We start from the raw sequence: 21,716 nt of genomic DNA on the forward strand, positions 1-21,716 counted from the left end.
TGAAATAAAGTTGTAGGGGTTATGTTATTTCTCAAGCAGTTCAAAAATCTCGGTTGTTCGTAAAATGTATTCGGCAGCACCCAAATCAATGGCCGCCTGGGGCATTTCTATCATATCTGCGTCGTCGGGGTGTTGCGCTATTGTTAATGCCCCCTTCCGGCGTAATTTTAATAAACCCGCTGCCCCATCCTGGTTAGCGCCCGACAATAAAACGGCAGTAACACGGCTTCCGTGAACATCGGCAACACTCTCAAAAGTAACATCGATAGATGGCTTTGAATACCACACCGAATCAGATACATCAAGGCTAAAAAAACCTTCATTCTCCATCAGTGTATGATAATTAGGCGGTGCAATATAAATTACGTTGCGTTCTACCGGCTCCTTGTCGCTGATTTCCCGAAGCAACATACGGCTATTCTCTGCGAACAGTTTTTCAATTTCGCTAAAAAAATTTTTTTTTCTGTGGATAACGATAATTACCGTTTTGTTCAGGTTTTTTGGGAACAACTTTACCAGCCGGAACAAAAGTTTAAATGACCCCGCCGAACCGCCTAAAAGCAGTATGCGCGATTGCGCCCAACGGTTCCTTATTTCATCATCAAGAGCCAATTTTTTGGTATATGTTTTCTTTTTGGTTGATGACCTTGAACTTTTTACGAAAAACCTCTGAACGGATGGTTTCCTTGTTACCTAAACAAAGGTAGCCCAGCGGACAAAGGCTTTTGTAAAACAGGTCGAGTATCTTGTATTGCAATTCGGTTTCAAAATAAATAAACACGTTGCGGCAGCTTATCATCTGAAATTCGTTAAAACCGGTATCAGATATTAAGTTGTGGACCGAGAAAAGCGTGTTTTGCTTCAGTTCGCTGTGGATGGCCGCGGCATCGTACATAATGGTAAAATGGTCGGTCAACGAGCCGGGAAGGCCTGTAAACAAATAGTTTTCGGCATAACTTTTCAATTTGCGCAGGCTGTATATGCCTTTTCGGGCCTCGTTAAGTACACCGGCATTTATATCCGTACCGTATATAAATGTTTTTTTTAGCAGCTTTTCCTCGTTAAGCAAAATTGCCATTGAGTAAACCTCTTCGCCCGACGAACATCCCGCACTCCATATCTTTATATTCTGATAGGTTGACAGGTATGGTACTACCTGGGTTTTTAAGGCCTTATAAAACGCCGGATCGCGAAACATTTCGGTAACATTTACCGTAATTTCTTCTAAAAATTCCTGAAAAAATTCGGGATTATTTACCAGTATATGTTTAAGATCGTAAAATTCCAGCTTTTTCAACATCATGATGCGGGCAAGCCTTCGCTTAAAGGAGGCTTCGGTATAATCACTAAAATCAAACCCATGGATAGTTTTTACAATATCTATAAGTTCGTTTAGTTGCGCGCTTGTTATGGTGTCTTTAGTTGGCAGTACCTTCATATGTTAGCTATCCAGCCACAACTGCATTAAGGATATCAGCCTATCCATATCAACCGGTTTAGTAATATAATCGTTAGCGCCGGCTGCTATGCATTTTTCACGGTCATCCTTCATGGCCTTTGCGGTTAACGCAATAACAGGAAGCTTAGCCCATTTGTTTTGTTTACGAATATGTCTTGTGGCTTCGTAACCGTCCATTTTCGGCATCATGATATCCATCAGCACAATATCAATATCGGTTATCTCTTCCAGCTTAGCTATAGCCTCTTCACCGTCGTTTGCAATCACCACGTTAAGGTCATAACTTTCAAGGGCGCTGCTCAGGGCGAAGATGTTGCGCATATCGTCATCAACAATAAGTACCTTCTTGCCTTTAATGGTTTCTTTACCTTTGGTGGTGGTTTTAATTTTACCCGGGTTTGCTCCGGGCTGAATGCCCGATTCGCTTATCTTGTTCAAAAACAGGTTTACTTCGTCTATCAGCCTGTCTGATGATTTGCTGGTTTTTACCACCATAGCGTTGGCATACTGCATCAGCCTGTTTACCGATGTTTTATCAAGTTCCATAGCCGTATTGATGATAACCGGCAGGGAAGCAAATTTATCAACCTCCTTGATCTTGTCTAACAGGTCGAGCCCGGATATATCAGGCAGGTTAAGGTCAAGTATAACGCACTGGTATTCGTTCTGGTGCAGCATCCGGAATGCCGACTCGCCGTCAAACGCGGCATCTACGGTTATGCCGCGGCTCTGCATCAACTCTTTAAGCGCCTGACTTTGCGCCTTATGGTCTTCTACCAACAATATTTGCGTAACACGGGTATCGCTGTTGGCCACAATATCACCAAACAGCTTATCAAGGGCTTCGGTGCTTACCGGCTTTTTCAAAAAGCTAATTGCGCCTTCTTTACGTACACGGTTTGCCGCGGCTTCGCCGGCCGACATTAAATGCACAGGGATATGCAAAGTCGCCTCATCGTGCTTTAACTCTTTCAATATCTGCCAGCCATCCTTGCCCGGCAGCATGATATCCAGGATAACCGCGTCAGGCTGCTGCTCCTTAATGGCTTCAACAGCGTTGGTGCCTTCGCTTATCACTGTAGATTTAAATCCATGCTCCTGAGCGTAATCCTGCAGGATGTTGGCAAAGTTTTTATCGTCCTCAACAATGATCACAAAGGGCTCGTGGTCTGGGTCAGAAGATTTTTTAACTATCGTTTCCAGGAAGGTGGTCGGCTGATAAGTTTCAACTGTTGGCACGCTGTTTTCGTGCGGTTCGGTATTTTTAGCCTTAAACGGAAGGGTAAGCACAAACTCGCTGCCCTTGCCCGGCTCGCTGCTAAGGGTAATTGTGCCGCCCAGCAGTAAAGCCAGTTCGCGACTGATAGACAGGCCTAACCCGGTACCGCCGTATTTGCGGCTTGTTGAACCGTCGGCCTGTTGAAACGCCTCGAAGATCAGCTTCTGCTTTTCGGCCGGGATGCCTATGCCCGAGTCTTTTATTTTAAAGCTAATGGTGTTTTCGCGGGGGCCTGCAACAGCGTTTATGGTGATGGTACCAGCTTCGGGCGTAAACTTAAACGCGTTCGCCAGCAGGTTTTTCAATACCTGCTCTACCCTTACCTTATCAGTATATATCGTTTGCGGCACATCTGATAGCTGGGTGGTATAATTGATGTGTTTGTTGCTTGCAACTTCGGCAAAAAGCGATTGCATATCGGCCAGTATATCGCTCACACGGATATCTTCGTTTTGCATATCCAGCTTACCCGATTCAATTTTTGACAAGTCGAGGATGTCGTTGATCAGCGTAAGCAGGTCGTTGCCGGCATTAAATATAACGCTTGCGTATTTGATCTGATCTTCGGACAGGTTGTGCGGTTTGTTGTCTTTGAGAATACGGGCCAGCACCAGAATACTGTTTAGCGGGGTGCGCAGTTCGTGGCTCATATTAGCCAAAAACTCTGATTTATACCTGCCTGTGGTTTCCAACTCGTTCGCTTTAATGCTGATGGATTGGCGGGCCTCTTCAATGGCCTGGTTCTTTTCTTCAAGCAGGCTTGCTTTTTCTTCCAGTTCGGCGTTAATGGTTCGCAACTCTTCCTGCTGCACACGCAGCTCTTCTTCTGATGCCTGCAACATTTCTGTTTTATTCATCAGTTCTTCGTTGGTTACCCGCATTTCTTCCTGCTGTGCTTCCAGTTCTTCGGCCTGCTGCTGGGTTTCTTCAAACAGATCGTGCATAATGGTACGAGCCTGCGACGTGTTTACCGCTATACCAATATCGTTTGATATCAACGATATGTATTCTTTAACCTGGTCGGGCACCTGGTTACGGAAACCAAGTTCGATAACACCTTTTAGTTTTTTATCAAAAAAGAAAGGTATTATAAAGGTTTCTACAAGCTCGTCTTCTAATATTGATGAGCTTAACAGCAGTTTATCGTTCAGTTTACCCTTAACTATGGCGGCCTTTTCGTCGCTGGCAGCCTGGCCTATCCAACCCTCGGATATGCGGATGGATTGTTTTAAAGCGGCCGGATCGTTAAAAGCATACGAGGCATACAGATCAAGTTGTTCTTCGTTCTCGTTATGAAGATATAGGGTGCCCGTAAGGGCGTTTGAATATTTGCAAACTTCGGATAATATATTGTTTGCCAGCTCTTTTTCGCTTTGCTGGCCCTGCATTTTCTCGTTAATGTTACCGCTGCCTATTAACAGCCAGTTTTTGGCCTCGTTTTCGGCAAGTACTTTTTCCAGTTCGATATTGGCTATACGCACTTCTTCCTCTACCTTTTTCTGGCGTGCAAAAGTTGCCTGTATGTAAAAGAACATGATCACGACAATAAGCAGGAATATGCCACTGCCAATTGCAATTACAATTATCGCCTCCCTGGAAGCCTTGTCAGATGCCGCCTTGCGCTCGGCCAGCAGGCTGTTTTCAGTTTCTACTACGCGGCTGTTGATATCGCGGATACTATCCATGTTCCCTTTTCCTTTAAAGAACATTTTATTGGCCACCATATAATCAAGCCCCTTTGTTTCGCGGGTTTCGATATTTGTTTTCAGGATAACCAGCTGGCGGTTTACTATCGTCTTAAGCGAATCGACCCTTTTAATTTGCGATGGGTTATCAGCCACCAGTTCGGTCAACTGGTTCAGGCTTTCGGTAATTCGCGGTACTGCCTCGTTGTATGGGTCAAGAAAGCTTTTGTTTGCGGTGGCGCCATAGCCGCGCATGCCCGTTTCGCCATCGATAAGCAATTGCATTAAATTATTGGTGGTTCTTATAACCTTTTGTGTGTGGTTAACCCAAACGGTATCGTCCTCTAATTGCTTTATACTTTTAAAGGAAAGTACGCCAACAATTAATACAAGCAGAATAGATATGGCAAAGCCAGCTAATACCTGATTGCGAAAATTAAGCTTGAACATAGGATATGAGGTAGTTTAATGTGGTGCAAATATGTTTAAAAATATTTGCACCCAAAATAATATTGAGTAATAAACAATTAGGAGGTAAACAGTTATCTGCCTTCGTTGTACGTACGTTCTTTTGAACTTAAAGCACCTATTACGGCTATTGTAGGCCCGGCAAATAATACATACCAGCCCCACTTAAATGCAATTTGCCTGGTGAGGAACCCGTTTATGCCCTTAAACGGTATAAAGCTAAAGCTGGCTTTTACCTTTAGCAACGCCGCAATATAAAGAAGCGTTACCAAAACCAGGGCTACCCACGCCACCACGCGGGCAATTTTAACCTGATTAAGCACGGTGCAAAGTATGCCTATAACGCCAACCAGCATAATGCAAACGCCGTAAGGCTGGTTAAGCTTATAAACATTCATGTTAAATAAATGAAACGGACGCAGCATTGGGCAATAGGTTGCCACAATTACCATTATAAAACCTGACAGTAACAAAAGTGATGCAGGGCGCATAGCTTATTTTTTTATCTCCATTTTATCGGCAAAGTGGGCACAGTAATCGCGCAGATCTTCTACGATATTCTTTTCGCCGGTTGCCCGTAAAAAGGTATCGCCCATGGTTTGCAGGGTTTCATAAAAAAAACGTTTCATCTCATCAACGGGCATATCCTTTGTCCAAAGGTCGATTTTGAGCGTATTTTGATAACTTTTATCCCAAAGCGATAACATCATTGCGTTTACAGGCAAAGCCTCTTTGTTTTTAGAATCGGTTGACTCCCACATAATGTTTTCGGGAATGTTGTTATCGTCGAGTTGTATGGTAAGCTTTATTTCAGCGGTTTTCATTTTTTAATTAGTGATTTATTGAATTAATGATTTAGCGATTTCCCATCTGCATATCTGCACATTTGAAACTGCACATCTAATAATTATTTAACCATAAAAAATATGATCAGCACCAAAGTTATAAAGCTTAGCTCTACAATCCATAGTTTTTTGGTTTCGGCAAAGAAATTACGGAAAATTATATCCAGCAATGACACAACTATGCCAAAAAGAATAAATATCAGGCCAATGGTGCCGCTCCAATGTTCGTAGGGGCTGCCGGTAATTTTGGCTCCGTATATAAATATATAGCCAGCCAGTATAAAAAAGGCAGCGGTTGCAAAGTTTAGGGGGCTTATCCTGAACTTTGATGGCTTAGTAGCGTTTTTTTCTGTCAGATCGTTTTGCTCCGCCATAGGTTTTAGCTGGTTTCTTGTTAGCACTGTTAGGTTGTTTTTTGGCTTTCGCGGCCTCGAATTTCTTGATCTGCGCAAGCGATTTTTTTTCGTGAAAGGCGCCTTTAAAATCAGGATCTTCCTTCCGCTTTTGCATATCTATTTCGCGGGCCTGGTCTTGCCGCTCGGCATAGGGCGTTTCTTCAACAAATACCTCATCGGGCATATTATACACCGGTATGGTTTGCCTTATCAGCTTTTGGATCTTATTGATATAATACTCTTCAGAGGGTACGGCAAATGTAATAGCCACGCCCGAGTTATACGCCCTGCCCGTGCGGCCTATACGGTGTACATAATCTTCGATCACTACGGGCACGTCAAAGTTTATAACGTGGCTAACGTCGCTTACATCAATACCGCGCGATGCCACGTCGGTAGCCACCAGTATTTTCACCTCATCGTTTTTAAACGAATTAATGGAGTTAATGCGTGTATTTTGCCCCTTATTGGCATGCAGTACCTTTACTTCTGCTTCGCCAAACTTGCGCAGCAAAAATTTGTAAACATCCTCGGCAGCGGTGCGTGTCTTGCAAAATATCATTAACTTTTTAATGTCGCCCTCTTTATCAAGCAAGGCTTTAAGCAGGTTTATTTTAGTTTTAACGTTGGGTACGTGGTATAGTTGCTGGTCAACCGTTTCGGCGGTAGTTGCCTGTGGGGTAACTTCGATAATCGTAGGAAACTCCAGGAAATTGTACGAAAGCTGCTGTACCTTATCAGACATGGTAGCCGAAAAAAGCAAGTTCTGCCGTTTTACAGGCACCACCTCCAAAATTCGATTTATTTGCGGCATAAAGCCCATATCCATCATTTTATCTGCTTCATCCAACACCAGGGTATTAATGGTTTTGGTAACAATGTGCCCGGCTATATAAACGTCAAGGAAACGCCCGGGTGTAGCCACAATAATATCAACCCCTTTTTTAATGTTCTCTATCTGGGTTTTAGGACCAATGCCGCCATAAAGCACCACTACACGCAAATCGGTATTTACAGCAAAGGCCTTAATATTCTCTTCTATCTGCATAGCCAGTTCACGCGTGGGCGATACAATAAGTGCGCGCGGGTTTTCGCCTTGCGCATATTTAAGCTTCATTAAAATAGGCAATACATACGCCGCGGTTTTACCCGTACCGGTTTGTGCAATACCCATTACATCCTGCCCGTTTAAAATCGGCGGAATAGCTTTTTGCTGTATAGGCGTAGCCCCGGTATAACCGGCATCGGCAATAGCATTTAATATTTGCCGGTTAAATTTAAAATCTTCGAAAGGTACAGCCATAGCGGCAAAGATAAGGTTTTGTTTTTAGTCGGCATTAAACTTACCCCCTGCCGCGCAAACAGGGGGCTTGAATATAAGTATTCAGCGGAAGCGCGCATGCCAATAGCTATCTGGGCGATCAGTAAGATCAGCTTACCTATTGACCGGTACTTTGCTTGTATCATCGGCATTGTATTTCGCGTATAGCTTTCAAAACTTATCTTCGCTCACAATTAACTTAACACATGAACAAACTTTTACTTACCACAATTACCGCGCTCTTTATTTTTTTTACTGCTTCCGCTCAAACGGGCAAAGGTCATAAATATATTGGCGGCAGTTTCACCTTTAGTTACGACGAAGATGGCACCGTGCAAAATGTGAATTTTGACAGCGGCACCACACAATACTTTAATAAGAACATCATCAGGTTCAACATCAGCCCCGAGTTTGGTTTATTTTTAGGCGATAAATGGGCTATTGGGGTACAGCCCGGCTATTCAAGGGTATCGGGTACCGAAATATCAAATTTTTATTCGGATACCGACCCCACCAAAAATTATAGTTATACCAGTAAGTATCATACCGATGTTATTGGCCTTGCCCTTAACATACGCTACTACTGCATGCTTACCGATAAATTTGGCATTTATCCCCAGGCAGGGATAAGCTCATCGCATATAGCCAATAACTTTACCGATGGCCACTTTGCAGCCTTTGCCGGGCCTAATGTAGTATTTTTCCCGACGCCAAAAGTTGGTTTAAATATGGGGTTTGGTAATATCAGTTACCAATACAACTACCTGAGCCACGGAAGTTTTGTAAACGCGAGCCTTAACGATAATTTTGTTTTCGGGATTAATTATTACTGGGGTAAATAGCCGTTCTGCTTCCCAAAGAACGTTATCAGCGGTTAAGAATAAAACGCAGGTGGTTTACCATACCAAGTTTAAAGCCATTTTTTGACAGGCATAGTTGCAGATTTGACCCGGGATAAAATAGAAAACAGTACCTTTACTGCTATGGCAAGTATCCTTATTAAAAGCGCTACTATTGTAAATGAAGGAAGGCAAACCCAGGCCGACCTATTTGTTAAAAACGGGTTTATCGAAAAGATCGCCGGCAATATTGATGTAAAGGCCGATAAAGAAATTAATGCCGAAGGCCTGCATTTGTTGCCGGGCGGTATTGACGACCAGGTGCACTTTCGCGAGCCGGGCCTTACGCATAAAGGAGACATCTATTCTGAATCGCGCGCGGCTGTTGCAGGTGGCATCACCTCTTTTATGGAGATGCCCAACACGGTGCCAAACGCCTTAACACAACAATTGCTGCAGGATAAGTACGATATAGCCGCCCGGAATTCGCCTGCAAACTATTCCTTTTTTATGGGTGCCTCAAACGATAACCTGGACGAGGTTTTACGTACCGATGCCCGTAACGTTTGCGGTATTAAGGTTTTTATGGGTTCATCAACGGGCAATATGCTGGTAGATAACCCACACACGCTTGAAAACCTGTTTGCGCAGTCGCCTATGCTGATAGCTACCCATTGCGAGGACGAGGGTACTATCAAAAGCAACCTGGCGCATTACAAGCAACTACTTGGCGACAACATACCGGTAAGGCTGCACCCCAAAATACGCAGCGCCGAGGCTTGCTACCTGTCGTCGTCAATGGCGGTTGAACTGGCTAAGAAACACAATACCCGGCTGCATATCCTGCATATATCTACCGCTAAAGAAACCCACTTGTTCAGTAACGATATACCACTGGCCGACAAGCGCATAACCGCCGAAGCCTGCATCCACCATTTATGGTTTACCGATGCCGACTACGAAACAAAGGGCAACTTTATTAAATGGAACCCTGCCGTTAAAACCGCGGAGGACAGAGATGGGATATTGAAAGCGGTGCTGGACGGCCGCATAGATGTGATAGCAACTGACCACGCACCGCACACCCTGGAAGAAAAAGCGCAACCTTACCTGCAGGCGCCAAGCGGCGGCCCGTTAGTGCAGCACGCCCTGCCGGCCATGCTTGAACTTTATCATCAGGGCAAAATAACCCTGGAGCAGGTGGCCGAAAAAATGGCCCACAATGTGGCAACCATCTTCCGGGTAGAAAAGCGTGGCTTTATACGCGAAGGCTACTGGGCCGACCTGGTGCTGGTAAACCTGAACAACCCGTGGCAAGTGAACAAAGATAATATCCTTTATAAATGCGGCTGGTCGCCGTTTGAGGGTAACACCTTTAAGGCAAGGGTGGTGAGCACCATTGTATCAGGCAATTTGGCTTATGAAGAAGGCAAGCTTGTTAGCCAACAAAGCGGGCAACGGATGAGGTTTGAGCGATAAAATTATCCACGCTGTTGGGGGCCGGTAAAAGCATACCGGCTACTTCTTCACAACCCAAATCATGGTTAACATGGTTAACACAATTAAGCCGTTTTTTGAGATACTCATTTGATTATCAATGATTTAATAAAAAATCGTGTTAACCATGTAATAATCAATCTACCGCTACGTATACTTTCGATTCAATATCCTCAAACGCTTTGCCGGTAACATCGTAAACATCAAAGTCGGCGGTGTAGGTACGCTCCATACCCGATTGCCAGATGTATTGCCAGGTATCGCCAATGTTGGCCGGGAACTCGCCAGCCGGCGTAAATACCATGTATTTGCCCGCCGGGATAGCCTTGCCGGTAAACCCTTCGGGAAGGTATTCTATCGAACTTACCTTGCAGCCCAATATGGCGTTATAATAATCGTTATGATCGCTTTCGTAATCGGTGTAAACGCAATACAGTTCGTTGCCCTCCCTTTCGTTTAGCTTTTCGGCCATATTACCATCGGTAAACTTTTGCCAAAGGCTCCCAATGTCGCGGCTTGCCCGCCCGTCTTTATTTATTGTTCGTACGGCTAAGCCCGCCACGTAAAACATAGGAAGGTGCGTTATTTCGTTATCCATTAAATATAGTTGTTTATAAATGCAGCCTATGCGGCGGTTATTTTTCTAAGATCTTTTTTAAACCGCCTAATACCATTTGCCAGTTCTTTTCCGAATGCTCTTTCGAGGCTTCATCCTTTATATTATCCTGGGTGAGGGTAAGCGTAGTAACACCATCATTTTCCGCTAAACCGTAGCTTACATTAGCGTAGTTTTCGGGTTTATCCTCGGTGCCGCTCATGCTGCTCCAATAACTATATAAGATATACTTACCGGGGATGATTTCCTTTATGGTGCCTTTGTCCTGGTAGGTTTTGCCTTCCCATTCGCCGCTAAAAGTAATAGGGCTGCCTGCTTTCCAGTCAGATTTTACCGTAGTGCCAAAAAAATATTGCTTAACCATCTCAGGGTCTGTTAACCCCTTCCAAACCTCGGCAGCAGGTGCCTTAAAATCAACAGTCGTTGTTAACGATAGCTTATCCATGATGTTTTTATTTTGATTTTAGTGTGATTAACAGCCTATATCACTTATAGTTTGCTAACACAAATAAAGGGGGCGAATTGACAACTGTATGTCAGCAGGACTAAACGTGATTCTGAATTTATTTTGGGATCACACTCGCAACTTTAAAGATGCAATTATCCACCTGTCCTGAGAGATGCTGAAATAAATTCAGCATGACGAACCGATTTATACCTCAACAGGCGTATTCCGTTTTATGATACCCTCCGCTATCTCCGCTATTTTATCTTTTAAACCCGGGGGGCTTAACACCTCGGCGTGATCTCCGAACATCATAAACCAACGCGCAAAGCCTTGTATAGAGATGGTCAGGAAGGTCATTTCGCGGTACCCCTCAAACTGCTTTTCAGATACAAAGCCATGGTAATAGCGCTGCTCGTTTATATAATTTGTTAGGCCGTCATCAACCCTTATTATAACCGTTTCCAGCTTATGCTCTGACGCGGTTTGCGCTATGTAATCTTTAAGTGTCGGGTGGTTGCCTTCAAATACCTCGTCGGTTTCGGTAAGGCCCAATATCCGGTCCAGCCTGAAGTCGCGGTAATCGTTACGCATGCGGCAATAGGCTATCAGGTGCCAGTAGCTATCCAGGTAAAAAATACCAATAGGCTCTATGTGGCGGTTGGTTTTGGTTTGGGTATAACCGGCCATGTAATCGATACAGAGCACTTTTTTTGCAGCAATGCCATTTAATATCGTTTGTATGTGGTTATTGTTGTTTACCCGGCGCTGTATCTGGCTTTTTAGCACCTCAATGCTGCTGTCCATACTTTCCAGCAGGTCCTTTTCAGATGTTTTTAGTATAGCCCGTATCTTATACATAGCCGAGCGGTGCTGCGCCGCGGTAGAGGCGTCGGTCATTTTCTCTACAAATTTTTCGGCAGTCAAAAAAGCCGTGGCTTCTTCGCGGGTAAACATAATAGGTGGCAAACGGTAACCATCTACCAATGAGTAACCTACTCCCGCCTCGCCAATAATGGGCACACCTGCTTCTTCAAGCGAGCGCACATCGCGGTAAACCGTGCGCAGGCTGATGTTAAACCTTGCAGCTATATCGCTTGCTTTTACAACTCTGCGGGTTTGCAGCTGTATCAATATGGCAGATATACGGTCGATGCGGTTCATTGCCCCAAAATAACAAAAAACAAAGTATCTTAGTGCAAATGTTATTTTAATAATGACCGAAGAACCGGACGACAGGATCATCACCCTTGAGCAATATTACGACCCCATGCTGGCGCATATTATGCGTACCAAACTGGAAGATAACGGCATCCCCTGTTTTATTGCCGATGATAATATCATATCAGCTAACCCAATATACAGCAACGCGGTTGGGGGTATCAAGCTCAAAATATTTGAGCGCGACCTTGAAAAATGCCGCGAAATTTTAGCACAAACCGGCGACCTGCACGAGCAGGATCACTTTGAGATAGACGAGGAAACACATGCGCCGGTTGTATGCCCCTATTGCGGGTCGAGCAACGTGCGTTACGGTGCAGCTACGGAACGAAAGGCGCATTGGTTAACAGCATTCTTATTTTTGATACTTTCAGCATTTCCGCTTTATGCGCGTAAGACCTGGCATTGCTTTAACTGCCAGCGGGACTTTGACTGAGGTTTAGGCCTCACCTAAATCCTCTCCAAAGGAAGCCTCACCCCGCCCTCTCCAAAGGAGAGGGTATAATAAATATCTTCAAGTCCTCTCTTTTAGAGAGGATTTAGGTGAGGCCCCCAATTGTATCAAAGCTGATACATTCATACATATTTACACCCTATCATTATATTTATCTCTATGTATAACCGTCGTAAATTTTTACAGCTGACCGCTGTAACTGCTTCTTTAACAGCTATATCAAAATATGCGCCTGCAAAACCTTTTGCAAGCAAGGCCGCCGGCCGGTTCCCTATCGTGATCTCTACCTGGGATTTTGGCATCGTAGCCAATAAGGAAGCATGGAAAACGCTGTCAAAAGGCGGGCGGGCGTTAGATGCTGTTGAAGCCGGTGTGCGCATACCCGAAGCCGACATGAAGAACCATACCGTTGGACGCGCCGGTTACCCCGACCGCGACGGACATGTTACACTGGATGCCTGCATTATGGATGAGTTTGGCAATTGCGGATCAGTGGCCGCTATAGAAAACATCGCGCACCCCATATCGGTAGCCCGGCTGGTGATGGAAAAAACCCCGCATGTAATGCTGGTTGGCGACGGCGCTACACAGTTTGCCGTTGAACATGGCTTTAAAAAAGAAAAGCTGCTTACCCCCGAATCATATAAAGAATGGAAGAAATGGCTTAAAACAGCCAAATATTCGCCCGTGTTGAACATCGAAAACCAGCAGCACCGCCCGGGTGGCAAATACAACCACGATACCATTGGCATGCTTGCTATTGATGCCAAAGGCAACATCAGCGGTGCCTGTACTACCAGCGGTATGGCCTTTAAGCTGCATGGCCGTGTTGGCGATAGCCCCATTATAGGCGCAGGGCTATTTGTAGATAACGAGGTGGGCGGCGCAACATCAACCGGCGTAGGCGAAGAGGTGATACGCAACGTGGGCAGCTTTTTGGTAGTTGAATTAATGCGCCAGGGCTACTCGCCCGAAGATGCTTGTAAAGAGGCCGTTAACCGCATCATCAAAAAGAAGCCTGAAACTGCCAAAGAGATACAGGTAGGCTTTTTGGCCATTAATAAAAAAGGTGAGTACGGCGCGTATGCTATACAGGAAGGTTTTAGCTTTGCCGTATGCGACGCCAATAAGCAAGACCTGCTGATACCGGGCAAAAGCTTTTACAAGGATAAAAAGTAGTATCTTTACCGGGCTCGCACCTTTCATTCCAAGTAACTTTTTTACGCTTAATAAGGCTTAGTACCGTAACCCCTGCTATGATATTATGAACCGCGAAAAGCTCCCTGTAATACTCGAAGTTTGTTCAAATTCTGTAACATCGGCCATTGCCGCGCAGCAAGGCGGTGCGGTAAGGGTTGAATTATGCGAAAACCTGGCCGAGGGAGGTACTACCCCATCGTACGGCCAGATACTATTGGCCCGCAAACACCTGCACATTAAACTTTACGTGCTGATACGACCGCGGCGGGGCGATTTTCTGTACACCGACCTGGAGTATGAGGTGATGCAGGCCGATATACGCAATTGCATTGAAGCCGGTTGCGACGGCATTGTGATAGGTATACTACGGGCAGACGGATCGGTAGATAAGGAACGCTGTACAGAACTGGTGCGCCTGGCCAGGCAGTGGGGGCTTGGCGTCACTTTTCACCGCGCGTTTGATATGTGCGCCGATCAGTTTCAGGCACTTGAGGATATTATTGAAATGGGCTGCGAGCGGATCCTTACATCGGGCGGTAAAAGCACCGCCATGGAAGGCGCTAACGTAATTGCCCACTTGATAGAAAAGGCCGCAGGCCGCATCGCTATTATGCCCGGCAGCGGCATAACCGAAAATAACGTAGCCGACCTGGTGCATTATACCGGCGCTACCGAAGTGCACTCATCGGCCCGTGTAAGTGTTAATGGTGGCATGGCTTATAAAAACGATCACATCTTATTGATGACCAATAGCATTGCCGATGAATATAGCCTTGATGTAACCAGCGCCGAGCGGGTAAAAGCAATATTGACGGCGGCCAACGTGTAATTCGAAAAAGCGTCATTGCGAGGAGCGATAGCGACGTGGCAATCTTCGTTATAAATATCGCCGACTTTTTGTATAAGATTACCACACTACGTTCGCAATGACGGTGGGTACTTGTCTATCCTAAAATATCGCCACAGGCAAAACCAGCTCTATCCGGTTACGGCCGGTGCCGCCAAAAATATCCTCATCCAACAAACGGCTGTAGCGTATCCCGAACGATATGGGTGCTTGGTTAAACCATTTGGTATCAAAAAATATCGCGGCGCCTGCCGAACGAAAATTGGAATTTAACGCCGACTTATCCGCATAAAAATCATTTTCGGCACCGTGTGTCTGATCGTAAAATAAGTTACCGCGCAGGCGCATCACATACAGCAGGTTGGCAAAGCCGGCATCGGGGTAAGCGATGGGGAAGTGATAGCTTGCCGCGAACTTATTCATGTTGTTAAGACTTACCGCCGTGTAGCCATGTGAGAAAGGAAAATCGTTTGAGAAGCTGATGCCGTTATTTTGCGGGCGATATTGGTATGCGCCACTTATAACAAGGCTATGATTGGCCGATAGCCCGGGAAAATAAAATGTGCCCGTGCTTAAAAACTGGCTGCCTTGCCTGCCCGAAACGGATTTTTTATAATTAAGGCTGATGCTTTGCGCAAAATGCGGGTTTATATGCTGCCGGGCCTGTTGCGTTTGGTTCCTGAAGCTCAGGGTATTGCTTATATAAGTATAATAACTATCTGCAAACAAACTGCGGTAGGCCTGCTGAATGGTGGTACGGCCATAATAAAAAATACTGCTTGCCGATAATGAAGTAAGCCTTTTACCAACCGATAAATTAAGCGGCACCTGCAAACCACCATGTATAGCCGTTTCGTTAAAATAAACGCTGTTGCCCTTATAAAATACGCGTCGGTCAAAAGTGTAATCGGCGCCGGCTAAAATGTAGGGAAAAAGCGCACCGTAGGCCGCCTCGTAACCTATCTCTTTATAACCTTCATCGCGGTTGTAGGTAAAAGTAAGCTGCGACTGCAAGGTGTTCAATACGTTTTCGCCAACCAGTTGCAGCGAGTAATTGGGGTCATCCAACGATGGAAAAATGCTGTGGAAGTTAAACAGGCGGTATTGTTTACTGTAATCAGTTATCGGCAACGGAGCAGGCATTACGCTTGCTGATATATTTGACGCGCTATCGTTACTCAGCGCGCTTATATTCATGTCCGGCAAGGCCGGAGCCTGATCGTTATTTACCGCCGCGAGCGTCATATCAGCATGGTTATATTGCTGCAAACGATAGCCCGACGCGGTAAAACCTGTCCAGGCTATTTTGTTATTACCTATTGCCGGCTGGTACTGCCCTATCGCGCCGTTCTGCCCCGCTATAGTTACCTCATTCAGTTGATTGGAACCGATATCCAAAACAAAGAGTTTATCGTTTAAACCCGATGTTTTGGTAAAGTAAACGCTATCGCCCTGCACTTGCGGGAAAGCTATAGGCTCAAAGCTAAAGGGCATCAAATACTTTGCTGCTCCCGAAGATATATCAATTAAAGCCAGCGACATTTCGCCCTTAAAATTACGAACGGCTGTTATCAGCTTATCGTCGCCATAAAACTTAGGGTAGGTATAAAACAACCCGGCGGTGTTAGGTAACGCTGATAACAGCCTGCCATCATCGGCATTTAGTAAATGCAGTTCGCTTTTGCCTGTTGATGCAACCTGTACGGCCACAATGGTTTTGCCATCACCGCTAAAAGCAGGCGCAAAGTATTTGGTTTTGCGGGTAATGCGGCGCTCTTTACCGGTATTTACATCAAGTACTACCAGTTCGTTGTAATTACGGTACCCCCAGCGTACATCTGGCCGGTAGGATGCGTAAACTACTTTGCCATCGCGATAACTGAAATAATTATCGGTGGTAACACCCTGCGCAGCGACCGCCTTTTCCTCATTTCCTGATTTAATAACAAACCGGGGAATATCATTATAGGTTGAGCGCAGGTAGATAAGCGTACTATCATTCACAAAAGCCGGGTACTCTTCATCGGCTATAAAGTGCTGGTATTTGGCATCGGGATCTTTAGCATCGGCTTTAAACACCTCCTTAAAGTGATCAAGGGCAGCGCTGCTAAAGTCTTTATAACCAATACCCGCATGCCTTTTAATAGCGCCCTGCAACGGGTACAAACCTGTATTAAAAGCGGCGGCATCATGTGTAACGCCCTTCCAAAACGCATTGCCATATTTTTCGCGCCCATAGGCTACCATCATGTAGCCCAGCGGGTAATGGTTTGGCGTATAATCCACGTACGAACCGTTGCGAAGCTTCATCCAGCTATAATCTTTCCCGGCAGCCCATAACGCACGGAAACCGTTAAAAAAATAGGGCAGTCTTCCCCTGCCCTGCCGGCTTACCAATGTTTCGTTGTAAACCGCATCGCCTTCAAAAAACCAATCGGGCACCGATAGCGCGTTACCCAGCGCCTGCCCGCCTTCGCCAAACAATATGCGCAGCCCGTGCGATAGGCCCACATTAAAATTGTTGTACTGCTGTACATGCCTGAATTCGTGAATGGCCAGTTGTAGGGGCCAGGGCAGGCTGCCAATATCAAGGCTGTTTTGCCCCGCCGTTAAATAAAACTCGCTGCGAAACGGTGCCAAACCCACGTAGGCGTTTGATATAGTTGTCTGATTTTGCAGCACAATGCTAACCTGTTGTTGCTTGAAACCAATAGTAGGCTGTATAAGCGGGTTCATAGCCGCTATGGTTTGGGCTACCCGCAATGCAACCGAGTCCATTCCCTGCGAAAATATAACACGGGCAGCAGGCGTATTCACTTGTTTCCAGCTAACAGACGGCGGGTTGCCGCCAAACTGCTGCGCCCGTACCAGCGTGGCGGTAAAAAGTAGCAGCAGCAGTGGCAGTCGTTTCATTGGGGATGAAAGTAATAAATCAAACAATCAAATCCGAAACCTAAAATCGTAAATCCGAAATCCACATGACACTCCTTGCCTTAAAACTAAGTACATTTGCGCTTTGTTACTATATACCATGGCTAAAGTTTCCATCAACCTGGCAACAGGTTCAATACAAAAAGAAGATATTATTGTAGGCATCGATCTGGGCACCACCAACTCGCTTGTCGCTTTTATAAATCCCGAAAAAGAACCTCGGGTGATTAATGATGCGGGCAAAGGTGTGCTGGTACCTTCGGTGGTGCATTTTGGACAAACGGGCGATATCACCGTGGGTAACGATGCTAAAGAATATTTAATAACCGACCCGCAGAACACCGTATTTTCGGTAAAGCGCTTACTTGGACGCTCGTACGCGGATGTAGCCAACTACCAAAACTTTTTCTCGTACAAGATCATCGACGACGACAGCGAAAACCTGGTAAAAATTAAGGTTGGCGATAAATTTTATAACCCTATTGAACTGTCGGGACTGATATTAAAAGAACTGAAAGAACGCGCCGAGCACGCCCTGAAAACGCCCGTTAACCGTGCGGTGATAACCGTACCCGCGTATTTTAACGACTCGCAGCGCCAGGCAACCCGCGATGCAGGCAAACTTGCCGGATTGGATGTTTTACGGATTGTGAACGAGCCTACTGCAGCAAGCCTTGCCTACGGCATTGGCCTGAACCCCGAAGAAACAAAAACCATTGCTGTTTATGACCTTGGAGGCGGTACGTTTGATGTTTCCGTTCTGCAGATACAAAACGGCATTTTCGAAGTGTTATCTACCAATGGCGATACTTTTTTAGGTGGCGATGATTTTGACCGCGCCATTGCCGATTACTGGATAGATAAAAACAATATTGATAAGACTACCCTGGCTGATAACCGCGAACTTACCCAGCAGCTGCGATTAAAGGCCGAAGAAGCTAAAAAGGCGCTGGCCCACCAAAGCCTTTTTAACGAGCAAATTGGCGATATATGGTGCACTATTGATCGCAATACTTTTGAAGAGCTTATCCTCCCAAAAGTACAGCAAACCATAACCGCCTGCCAAAACGCGCTTAAAGACGCTAAGCTGAACATATCCGATATTGATGAGGTAGTGATGGTTGGCGGCAGTACCCGCACAGCCCTGGTTAAAAAGATGGTGTCGGAGTTTTTTGGCCGCCCGGTGCACGACGATCTGAACCCCGATGAAGTGGTTGCCCTTGGCGCGGCTATCCAGGCCGATGTGCTGGCCGGTAACCGCAGCGACATTTTACTGCTTGATGTTACCCCGCTGTCTTTGGGTATCGAAACCATGGGCGGTTTAATGGACACCATTATCCCCCGTAATTCCAAGATCCCAACCAAAGCGGGCAGGCAATATACTACCAGCAAAGACGGCCAGGTGAATATGAAGATAGCCGTTTACCAGGGCGAACGCGACCTGATCAGCGAGAACCGCAAACTGGCCGAGTTTGAACTGAAAGGCATACCTGCCATGCCGGCCGGCTTCCCTAAGGTTGATATTAACTTTATACTGAATGCAGATGGTATTTTAAAGATACAGGCTATTGAACTGCGCAGCGGCGTTAAGCAGGAAGTAGAGGTAAAACCCGCCTACGGCATTACCGACGACCTTGTTGAGCAAATGCTGATGGACAGCATTACCCACGCTAAAGATGATGTAAGCGCGCGCATGCTGATTGAAGCGAAAACCGAGGCCGAACAAATGGTTTACACGGTTGAGGGTTTCCTTAAAAAGAATGGTCAGCTATTAAATGCCGACGAGGTAACCGAAACCAATATCCGGTTGGAGGCTCTTAAAGCCGCGCTAAGCACCGGTGATAAAGACCTTATCCACGCCAAAATAGATGAACTGAACGACTTTACCCGCCCCTTTGCCGAGCGGGTAATGGATGTAGCCATAGCTACCGCGATGAAGGGAAAAAGTATAGAGTAAACCTCATAAAAACCACGTCATTGCGAGCGATAGCGCGGCAATCTCTTTAGGACAAGTATACACCGTGCATGCGTGAATAGCTAAAGAGATTGCTTCGTACCTCGCAATGACGTATCTTTAATAAATGCCTTCCACGCCCTACCACCAGCTTAAACAATACATCAACAACAATATGCAGGTTGATGAACAACAGGCAGAAGCGTTTTGCAAAAAATTCAGGCATAAAACGGTTAAACGTAACGAAGTACTGCTGCGCGTTGATGAGGTTTGCCCTTACATCTACTTTGTAAACTCGGGCTGCCTGCGGGTTTATATGCTGGATGTAAATGGCAAAGAATCTACCCGTTTCCTGATTACCGAGGGCAGGTTTGGTACGGCGTTCCCCAGTTTTAATTTACAGGAACCTTCGTTAGCTGCTATACAAAGCATAGAGGCCGGCGAAATACTTTATATTAGTCACCACGACTTTAACGACCTGCTGGCTAATTTCCCGGGATGGGAACACACCTACCGGATAGGTTTAGAAAAAGATTACATCGCTTCCATAAAGCGTATCGAAAGTTTGATCACCATGGACGCCAGGCAGCGTTACCAACTGCTGATGCAAACCAGCCCCGCCCTGATACAAAGGCTGCCCTCGAAGATCATTGCCGACTACCTGGGCATATCGCAGGAAACCCTTAGCCGCCTTAAATCAAAAAAGTAAATTATTGACATTTGTCAATACCCGGCAATTTGTAAATACCTTGTTTTGTGTATTAATTTATACTCATGAAACTAAAACACCTTATACTGATATCACTGTTTTTACCGGCCTATGCCCTGGCACAAACCGCTATTGGTGAGCAAACCTATAGATATAACGATACGGCACGCAAACGCCCGTTAGTTACCGAAGTATGGTATCCTACAACTGACCGCAAAACCCCCGCACTTAAAGAGAATTTCCCCTTTATAGTTGAACCCACTATACGTAATGCCACACTCCCGGCAGAAAAGCATCCGCTCATCATGATATCACACGGCACCGGCGGGGGGCGCTTAACCATGGAGTGGCTTGCCGACGCGCTTGTAAAACAAGGCTTTATTGTGGCAGCGGTTGACCATTGGGGTAACACTTACGATAACAAAATAGCCATTGATTTTTTAACGCCCTGGCAGCGCGCCCAGGATATCAGCTTTGTGTTAACGCAATTATTGAATGATACCGCTCTGGATAAAGTAATAGACAGGCAGCGCATTGGCGCGGCAGGCTTTTCTATCGGCGGCTTTACAGTGATTGCTTTGGCAGGGGCCAAGGTGAGCTTAGATGCTATGGATGCCTTCAACAAAACACCGCAGGGTATCAGGGAAATAACCATTCCCGAATTTCCGGACCTGATCAATAAGGTGGATGAAAAAGAACTGGCGGCTTTGTTTGCAAAAAGCCCGCCCTTAAAAGATAAACGTATTAAAGCCGTATTGGCCATGAGCCCGGCCGTGGGCCAGGGGTTTGTAAGCCCGGCGCAGTTTAAAGACGTAGATATACCAATGTATATTATCAGCGCGCAAAGCGATAGCATTGCACCCGTTAAAACCAACGCGGCACATTACCTTCGGCTTATGCCAAAGTCAAAACTGTATGTTGTGCCGGGCAAAGCAGGGCATTACGTATTTCTTAATGAAGCAATACCTGAAGTGAAGAAAACAGGCGGTATCATTTTTAATGATGACCCGGCTGTAAGCAGGTCCGCCGTTCACGAACGGGTTGGCAATATGGCGGCGAAGTTTTTTAAGGAAAGTTTAAAGTAATAAAATAATCGTCATTGCGAGCTACGAAGCAATCTCAGAACTATAATTATCGATCTTGTCAGGCTATTACCGCCTATCGGGAGATTGCTTAGTGCCTCGCAATGACGTTTAAAAAAACCTCCGTTAACAAACGGTAGTTTTTTATTTTAAGCAAATTATTACAGTTTGCTTATTTCTTCCTGCTCTTTCAAACCGGAGATATTATTTTTGCTGTTGAACTCGCTGGTTTGCGATGCAAAGTCTTCGAGGATGCTCGCTATCGTATCCAGGTTATCGCTAACGCGCTGGTGCATATCCGGCAGGTCCTTCTCCAGGCGTTTGTTTCCCAGGTCAATATTATCTACCTCTATCTTGGTTAGCTTTTGCACTATAGCCTGTTGACTATTCTTTAAATCTTCTAATTCATGGACGATTTTTTCCATCAATTCAAATTTCCTTATCTTATCCATAGTATCTGGTTTATATA

General features: G+C 45.6%; 20 protein-coding genes. 8 read left to right on the top strand and 12 right to left on the bottom strand.

Annotation, left to right across the window (positions count from 1 at the left end; translation table 11 throughout):
- Positions 1 to 24 precede the first annotated feature (24 nt).
- The 7 genes from HDC91_RS04380 to HDC91_RS04410 form a co-directional block, all read right to left on the bottom strand.
- Positions 25 to 612, bottom strand: a complete 588-nt coding sequence (locus tag HDC91_RS04380; protein ID WP_183548757.1) for a chemotaxis protein CheB — start codon at positions 610 to 612, stop codon at positions 25 to 27.
- Positions 602 to 1,438 (bottom strand): protein-glutamate O-methyltransferase CheR, encoded by an 837-nt coding sequence (locus tag HDC91_RS04385; protein ID WP_183548759.1) that lies wholly within the window; start codon positions 1,436 to 1,438, stop codon positions 602 to 604. The genes HDC91_RS04380 and HDC91_RS04385 overlap by 11 nt, the downstream gene beginning before the upstream one ends.
- A 3-nt stretch (positions 1,439 to 1,441) precedes the next feature.
- Entirely contained in the window at positions 1,442 to 4,873 is a 3,432-nt protein-coding gene (locus tag HDC91_RS04390; protein WP_183548761.1) for a response regulator, read from the bottom strand.
- A gap of 92 nt (positions 4,874 to 4,965) precedes the next feature.
- Positions 4,966 to 5,289, bottom strand: a complete 324-nt coding sequence (locus HDC91_RS04395; RefSeq protein WP_183548763.1) for a hypothetical protein — start codon at positions 5,287 to 5,289, stop codon at positions 4,966 to 4,968.
- A 96-nt stretch (positions 5,290 to 5,385) separates the two neighbouring features.
- On the bottom strand, positions 5,386 to 5,715 hold the full coding sequence (gene gldC, locus HDC91_RS04400; protein WP_162432014.1) for a gliding motility protein GldC: 330 nt from the start codon (positions 5,713 to 5,715) through the stop codon (positions 5,386 to 5,388).
- Between the two features lie 83 nt (positions 5,716 to 5,798).
- The gene (locus tag HDC91_RS04405) at positions 5,799 to 6,110 is read right to left on the bottom strand and encodes a hypothetical protein (protein WP_183548765.1); all 312 of its coding nucleotides are present in this window, start codon (positions 6,108 to 6,110) and stop codon (positions 5,799 to 5,801) included.
- On the bottom strand, positions 6,070 to 7,434 hold the full coding sequence (locus HDC91_RS04410; RefSeq protein WP_183548767.1) for a DEAD/DEAH box helicase: 1,365 nt from the start codon (positions 7,432 to 7,434) through the stop codon (positions 6,070 to 6,072). The genes HDC91_RS04405 and HDC91_RS04410 overlap by 41 nt, the downstream gene beginning before the upstream one ends.
- Before the next feature lie 224 nt (positions 7,435 to 7,658).
- Between HDC91_RS04410 and HDC91_RS04415 the strand changes: the two genes are divergently transcribed.
- Both HDC91_RS04415 and HDC91_RS04420 read left to right on the top strand, forming a co-directional pair.
- Entirely contained in the window at positions 7,659 to 8,294 is a 636-nt protein-coding gene (locus tag HDC91_RS04415) for a hypothetical protein (RefSeq protein ID WP_183548769.1), read from the top strand.
- Positions 8,295 to 8,435: 141 nt separating this feature from the next.
- Positions 8,436 to 9,770: a dihydroorotase gene (locus tag HDC91_RS04420; RefSeq protein ID WP_183548771.1), complete on the top strand. Its 1,335-nt coding sequence runs from the start codon at positions 8,436 to 8,438 to the stop codon at positions 9,768 to 9,770.
- Positions 9,771 to 9,924: 154 nt separating this feature from the next.
- Here the strand turns inward: HDC91_RS04420 and HDC91_RS04425 are convergent, their stop codons facing one another.
- The 3 genes from HDC91_RS04425 to HDC91_RS04435 form a co-directional block, all read right to left on the bottom strand.
- Positions 9,925 to 10,386: a GyrI-like domain-containing protein gene (locus HDC91_RS04425; protein WP_183548773.1), complete on the bottom strand. Its 462-nt coding sequence runs from the start codon at positions 10,384 to 10,386 to the stop codon at positions 9,925 to 9,927.
- Between the two features lie 37 nt (positions 10,387 to 10,423).
- Positions 10,424 to 10,849, bottom strand: coding sequence for an SRPBCC family protein (locus HDC91_RS04430; protein ID WP_183548781.1), 426 nt, complete (start codon positions 10,847 to 10,849; stop codon positions 10,424 to 10,426).
- Between the two features lie 207 nt (positions 10,850 to 11,056).
- Entirely contained in the window at positions 11,057 to 12,013 is a 957-nt protein-coding gene (locus HDC91_RS04435) for a YafY family protein (RefSeq protein WP_183548783.1), read from the bottom strand.
- Between the two features lie 52 nt (positions 12,014 to 12,065).
- Between HDC91_RS04435 and HDC91_RS04440 the strand changes: the two genes are divergently transcribed.
- The 3 genes from HDC91_RS04440 to HDC91_RS04450 all read left to right on the top strand — a co-directional run bounded on the left by HDC91_RS04440 (position 12,066) and on the right by HDC91_RS04450 (position 14,553).
- Positions 12,066 to 12,506 (top strand): DUF2007 domain-containing protein, encoded by a 441-nt coding sequence (locus HDC91_RS04440; RefSeq protein WP_183548785.1) that lies wholly within the window; start codon positions 12,066 to 12,068, stop codon positions 12,504 to 12,506.
- Between the two features lie 177 nt (positions 12,507 to 12,683).
- Positions 12,684 to 13,703 (top strand): N(4)-(beta-N-acetylglucosaminyl)-L-asparaginase, encoded by a 1,020-nt coding sequence (locus HDC91_RS04445; protein WP_183548787.1) that lies wholly within the window; start codon positions 12,684 to 12,686, stop codon positions 13,701 to 13,703.
- A gap of 85 nt (positions 13,704 to 13,788) precedes the next feature.
- The gene (locus tag HDC91_RS04450; RefSeq protein ID WP_183548789.1) at positions 13,789 to 14,553 is read left to right on the top strand and encodes a copper homeostasis protein CutC; all 765 of its coding nucleotides are present in this window, start codon (positions 13,789 to 13,791) and stop codon (positions 14,551 to 14,553) included.
- Between the two features lie 120 nt (positions 14,554 to 14,673).
- On the opposite strand, the gene HDC91_RS04455 is transcribed toward HDC91_RS04450, so the two are convergent.
- Positions 14,674 to 17,484, bottom strand: a complete 2,811-nt coding sequence (locus HDC91_RS04455; protein ID WP_183548791.1) for a hypothetical protein — start codon at positions 17,482 to 17,484, stop codon at positions 14,674 to 14,676.
- 118 nt (positions 17,485 to 17,602) lie between these two features.
- On the opposite strand from HDC91_RS04455, the gene hscA reads away from it, so the two are divergent.
- The 3 genes from hscA (at position 17,603) to HDC91_RS04470 (ending at position 21,250) form a co-directional block, all read left to right on the top strand.
- On the top strand, positions 17,603 to 19,459 hold the full coding sequence (hscA, locus tag HDC91_RS04460; RefSeq protein WP_183548793.1) for a Fe-S protein assembly chaperone HscA: 1,857 nt from the start codon (positions 17,603 to 17,605) through the stop codon (positions 19,457 to 19,459).
- A 124-nt stretch (positions 19,460 to 19,583) separates the two neighbouring features.
- On the top strand, positions 19,584 to 20,165 hold the full coding sequence (locus HDC91_RS04465) for a Crp/Fnr family transcriptional regulator (protein WP_183548795.1): 582 nt from the start codon (positions 19,584 to 19,586) through the stop codon (positions 20,163 to 20,165).
- 65 nt (positions 20,166 to 20,230) lie between these two features.
- Positions 20,231 to 21,250, top strand: a complete 1,020-nt coding sequence (locus tag HDC91_RS04470) for an alpha/beta fold hydrolase (RefSeq protein ID WP_183548797.1) — start codon at positions 20,231 to 20,233, stop codon at positions 21,248 to 21,250.
- Positions 21,251 to 21,408: 158 nt separating this feature from the next.
- Here the strand turns inward: HDC91_RS04470 and HDC91_RS04475 are convergent, their stop codons facing one another.
- Positions 21,409 to 21,699 carry a hypothetical protein gene (locus HDC91_RS04475; protein WP_162431999.1) on the bottom strand — a complete coding sequence of 97 codons (291 nt, stop codon included), beginning with the start codon at positions 21,697 to 21,699 and terminating at the stop codon, positions 21,409 to 21,411.
- Between the last annotated feature and the right edge of the window lie 17 nt (positions 21,700 to 21,716).

It is taken from the genome of Mucilaginibacter sp. AK015 (genome assembly GCF_014200785.1).
In the GTDB taxonomy this organism is placed as follows: domain Bacteria; phylum Bacteroidota; class Bacteroidia; order Sphingobacteriales; family Sphingobacteriaceae; genus Mucilaginibacter.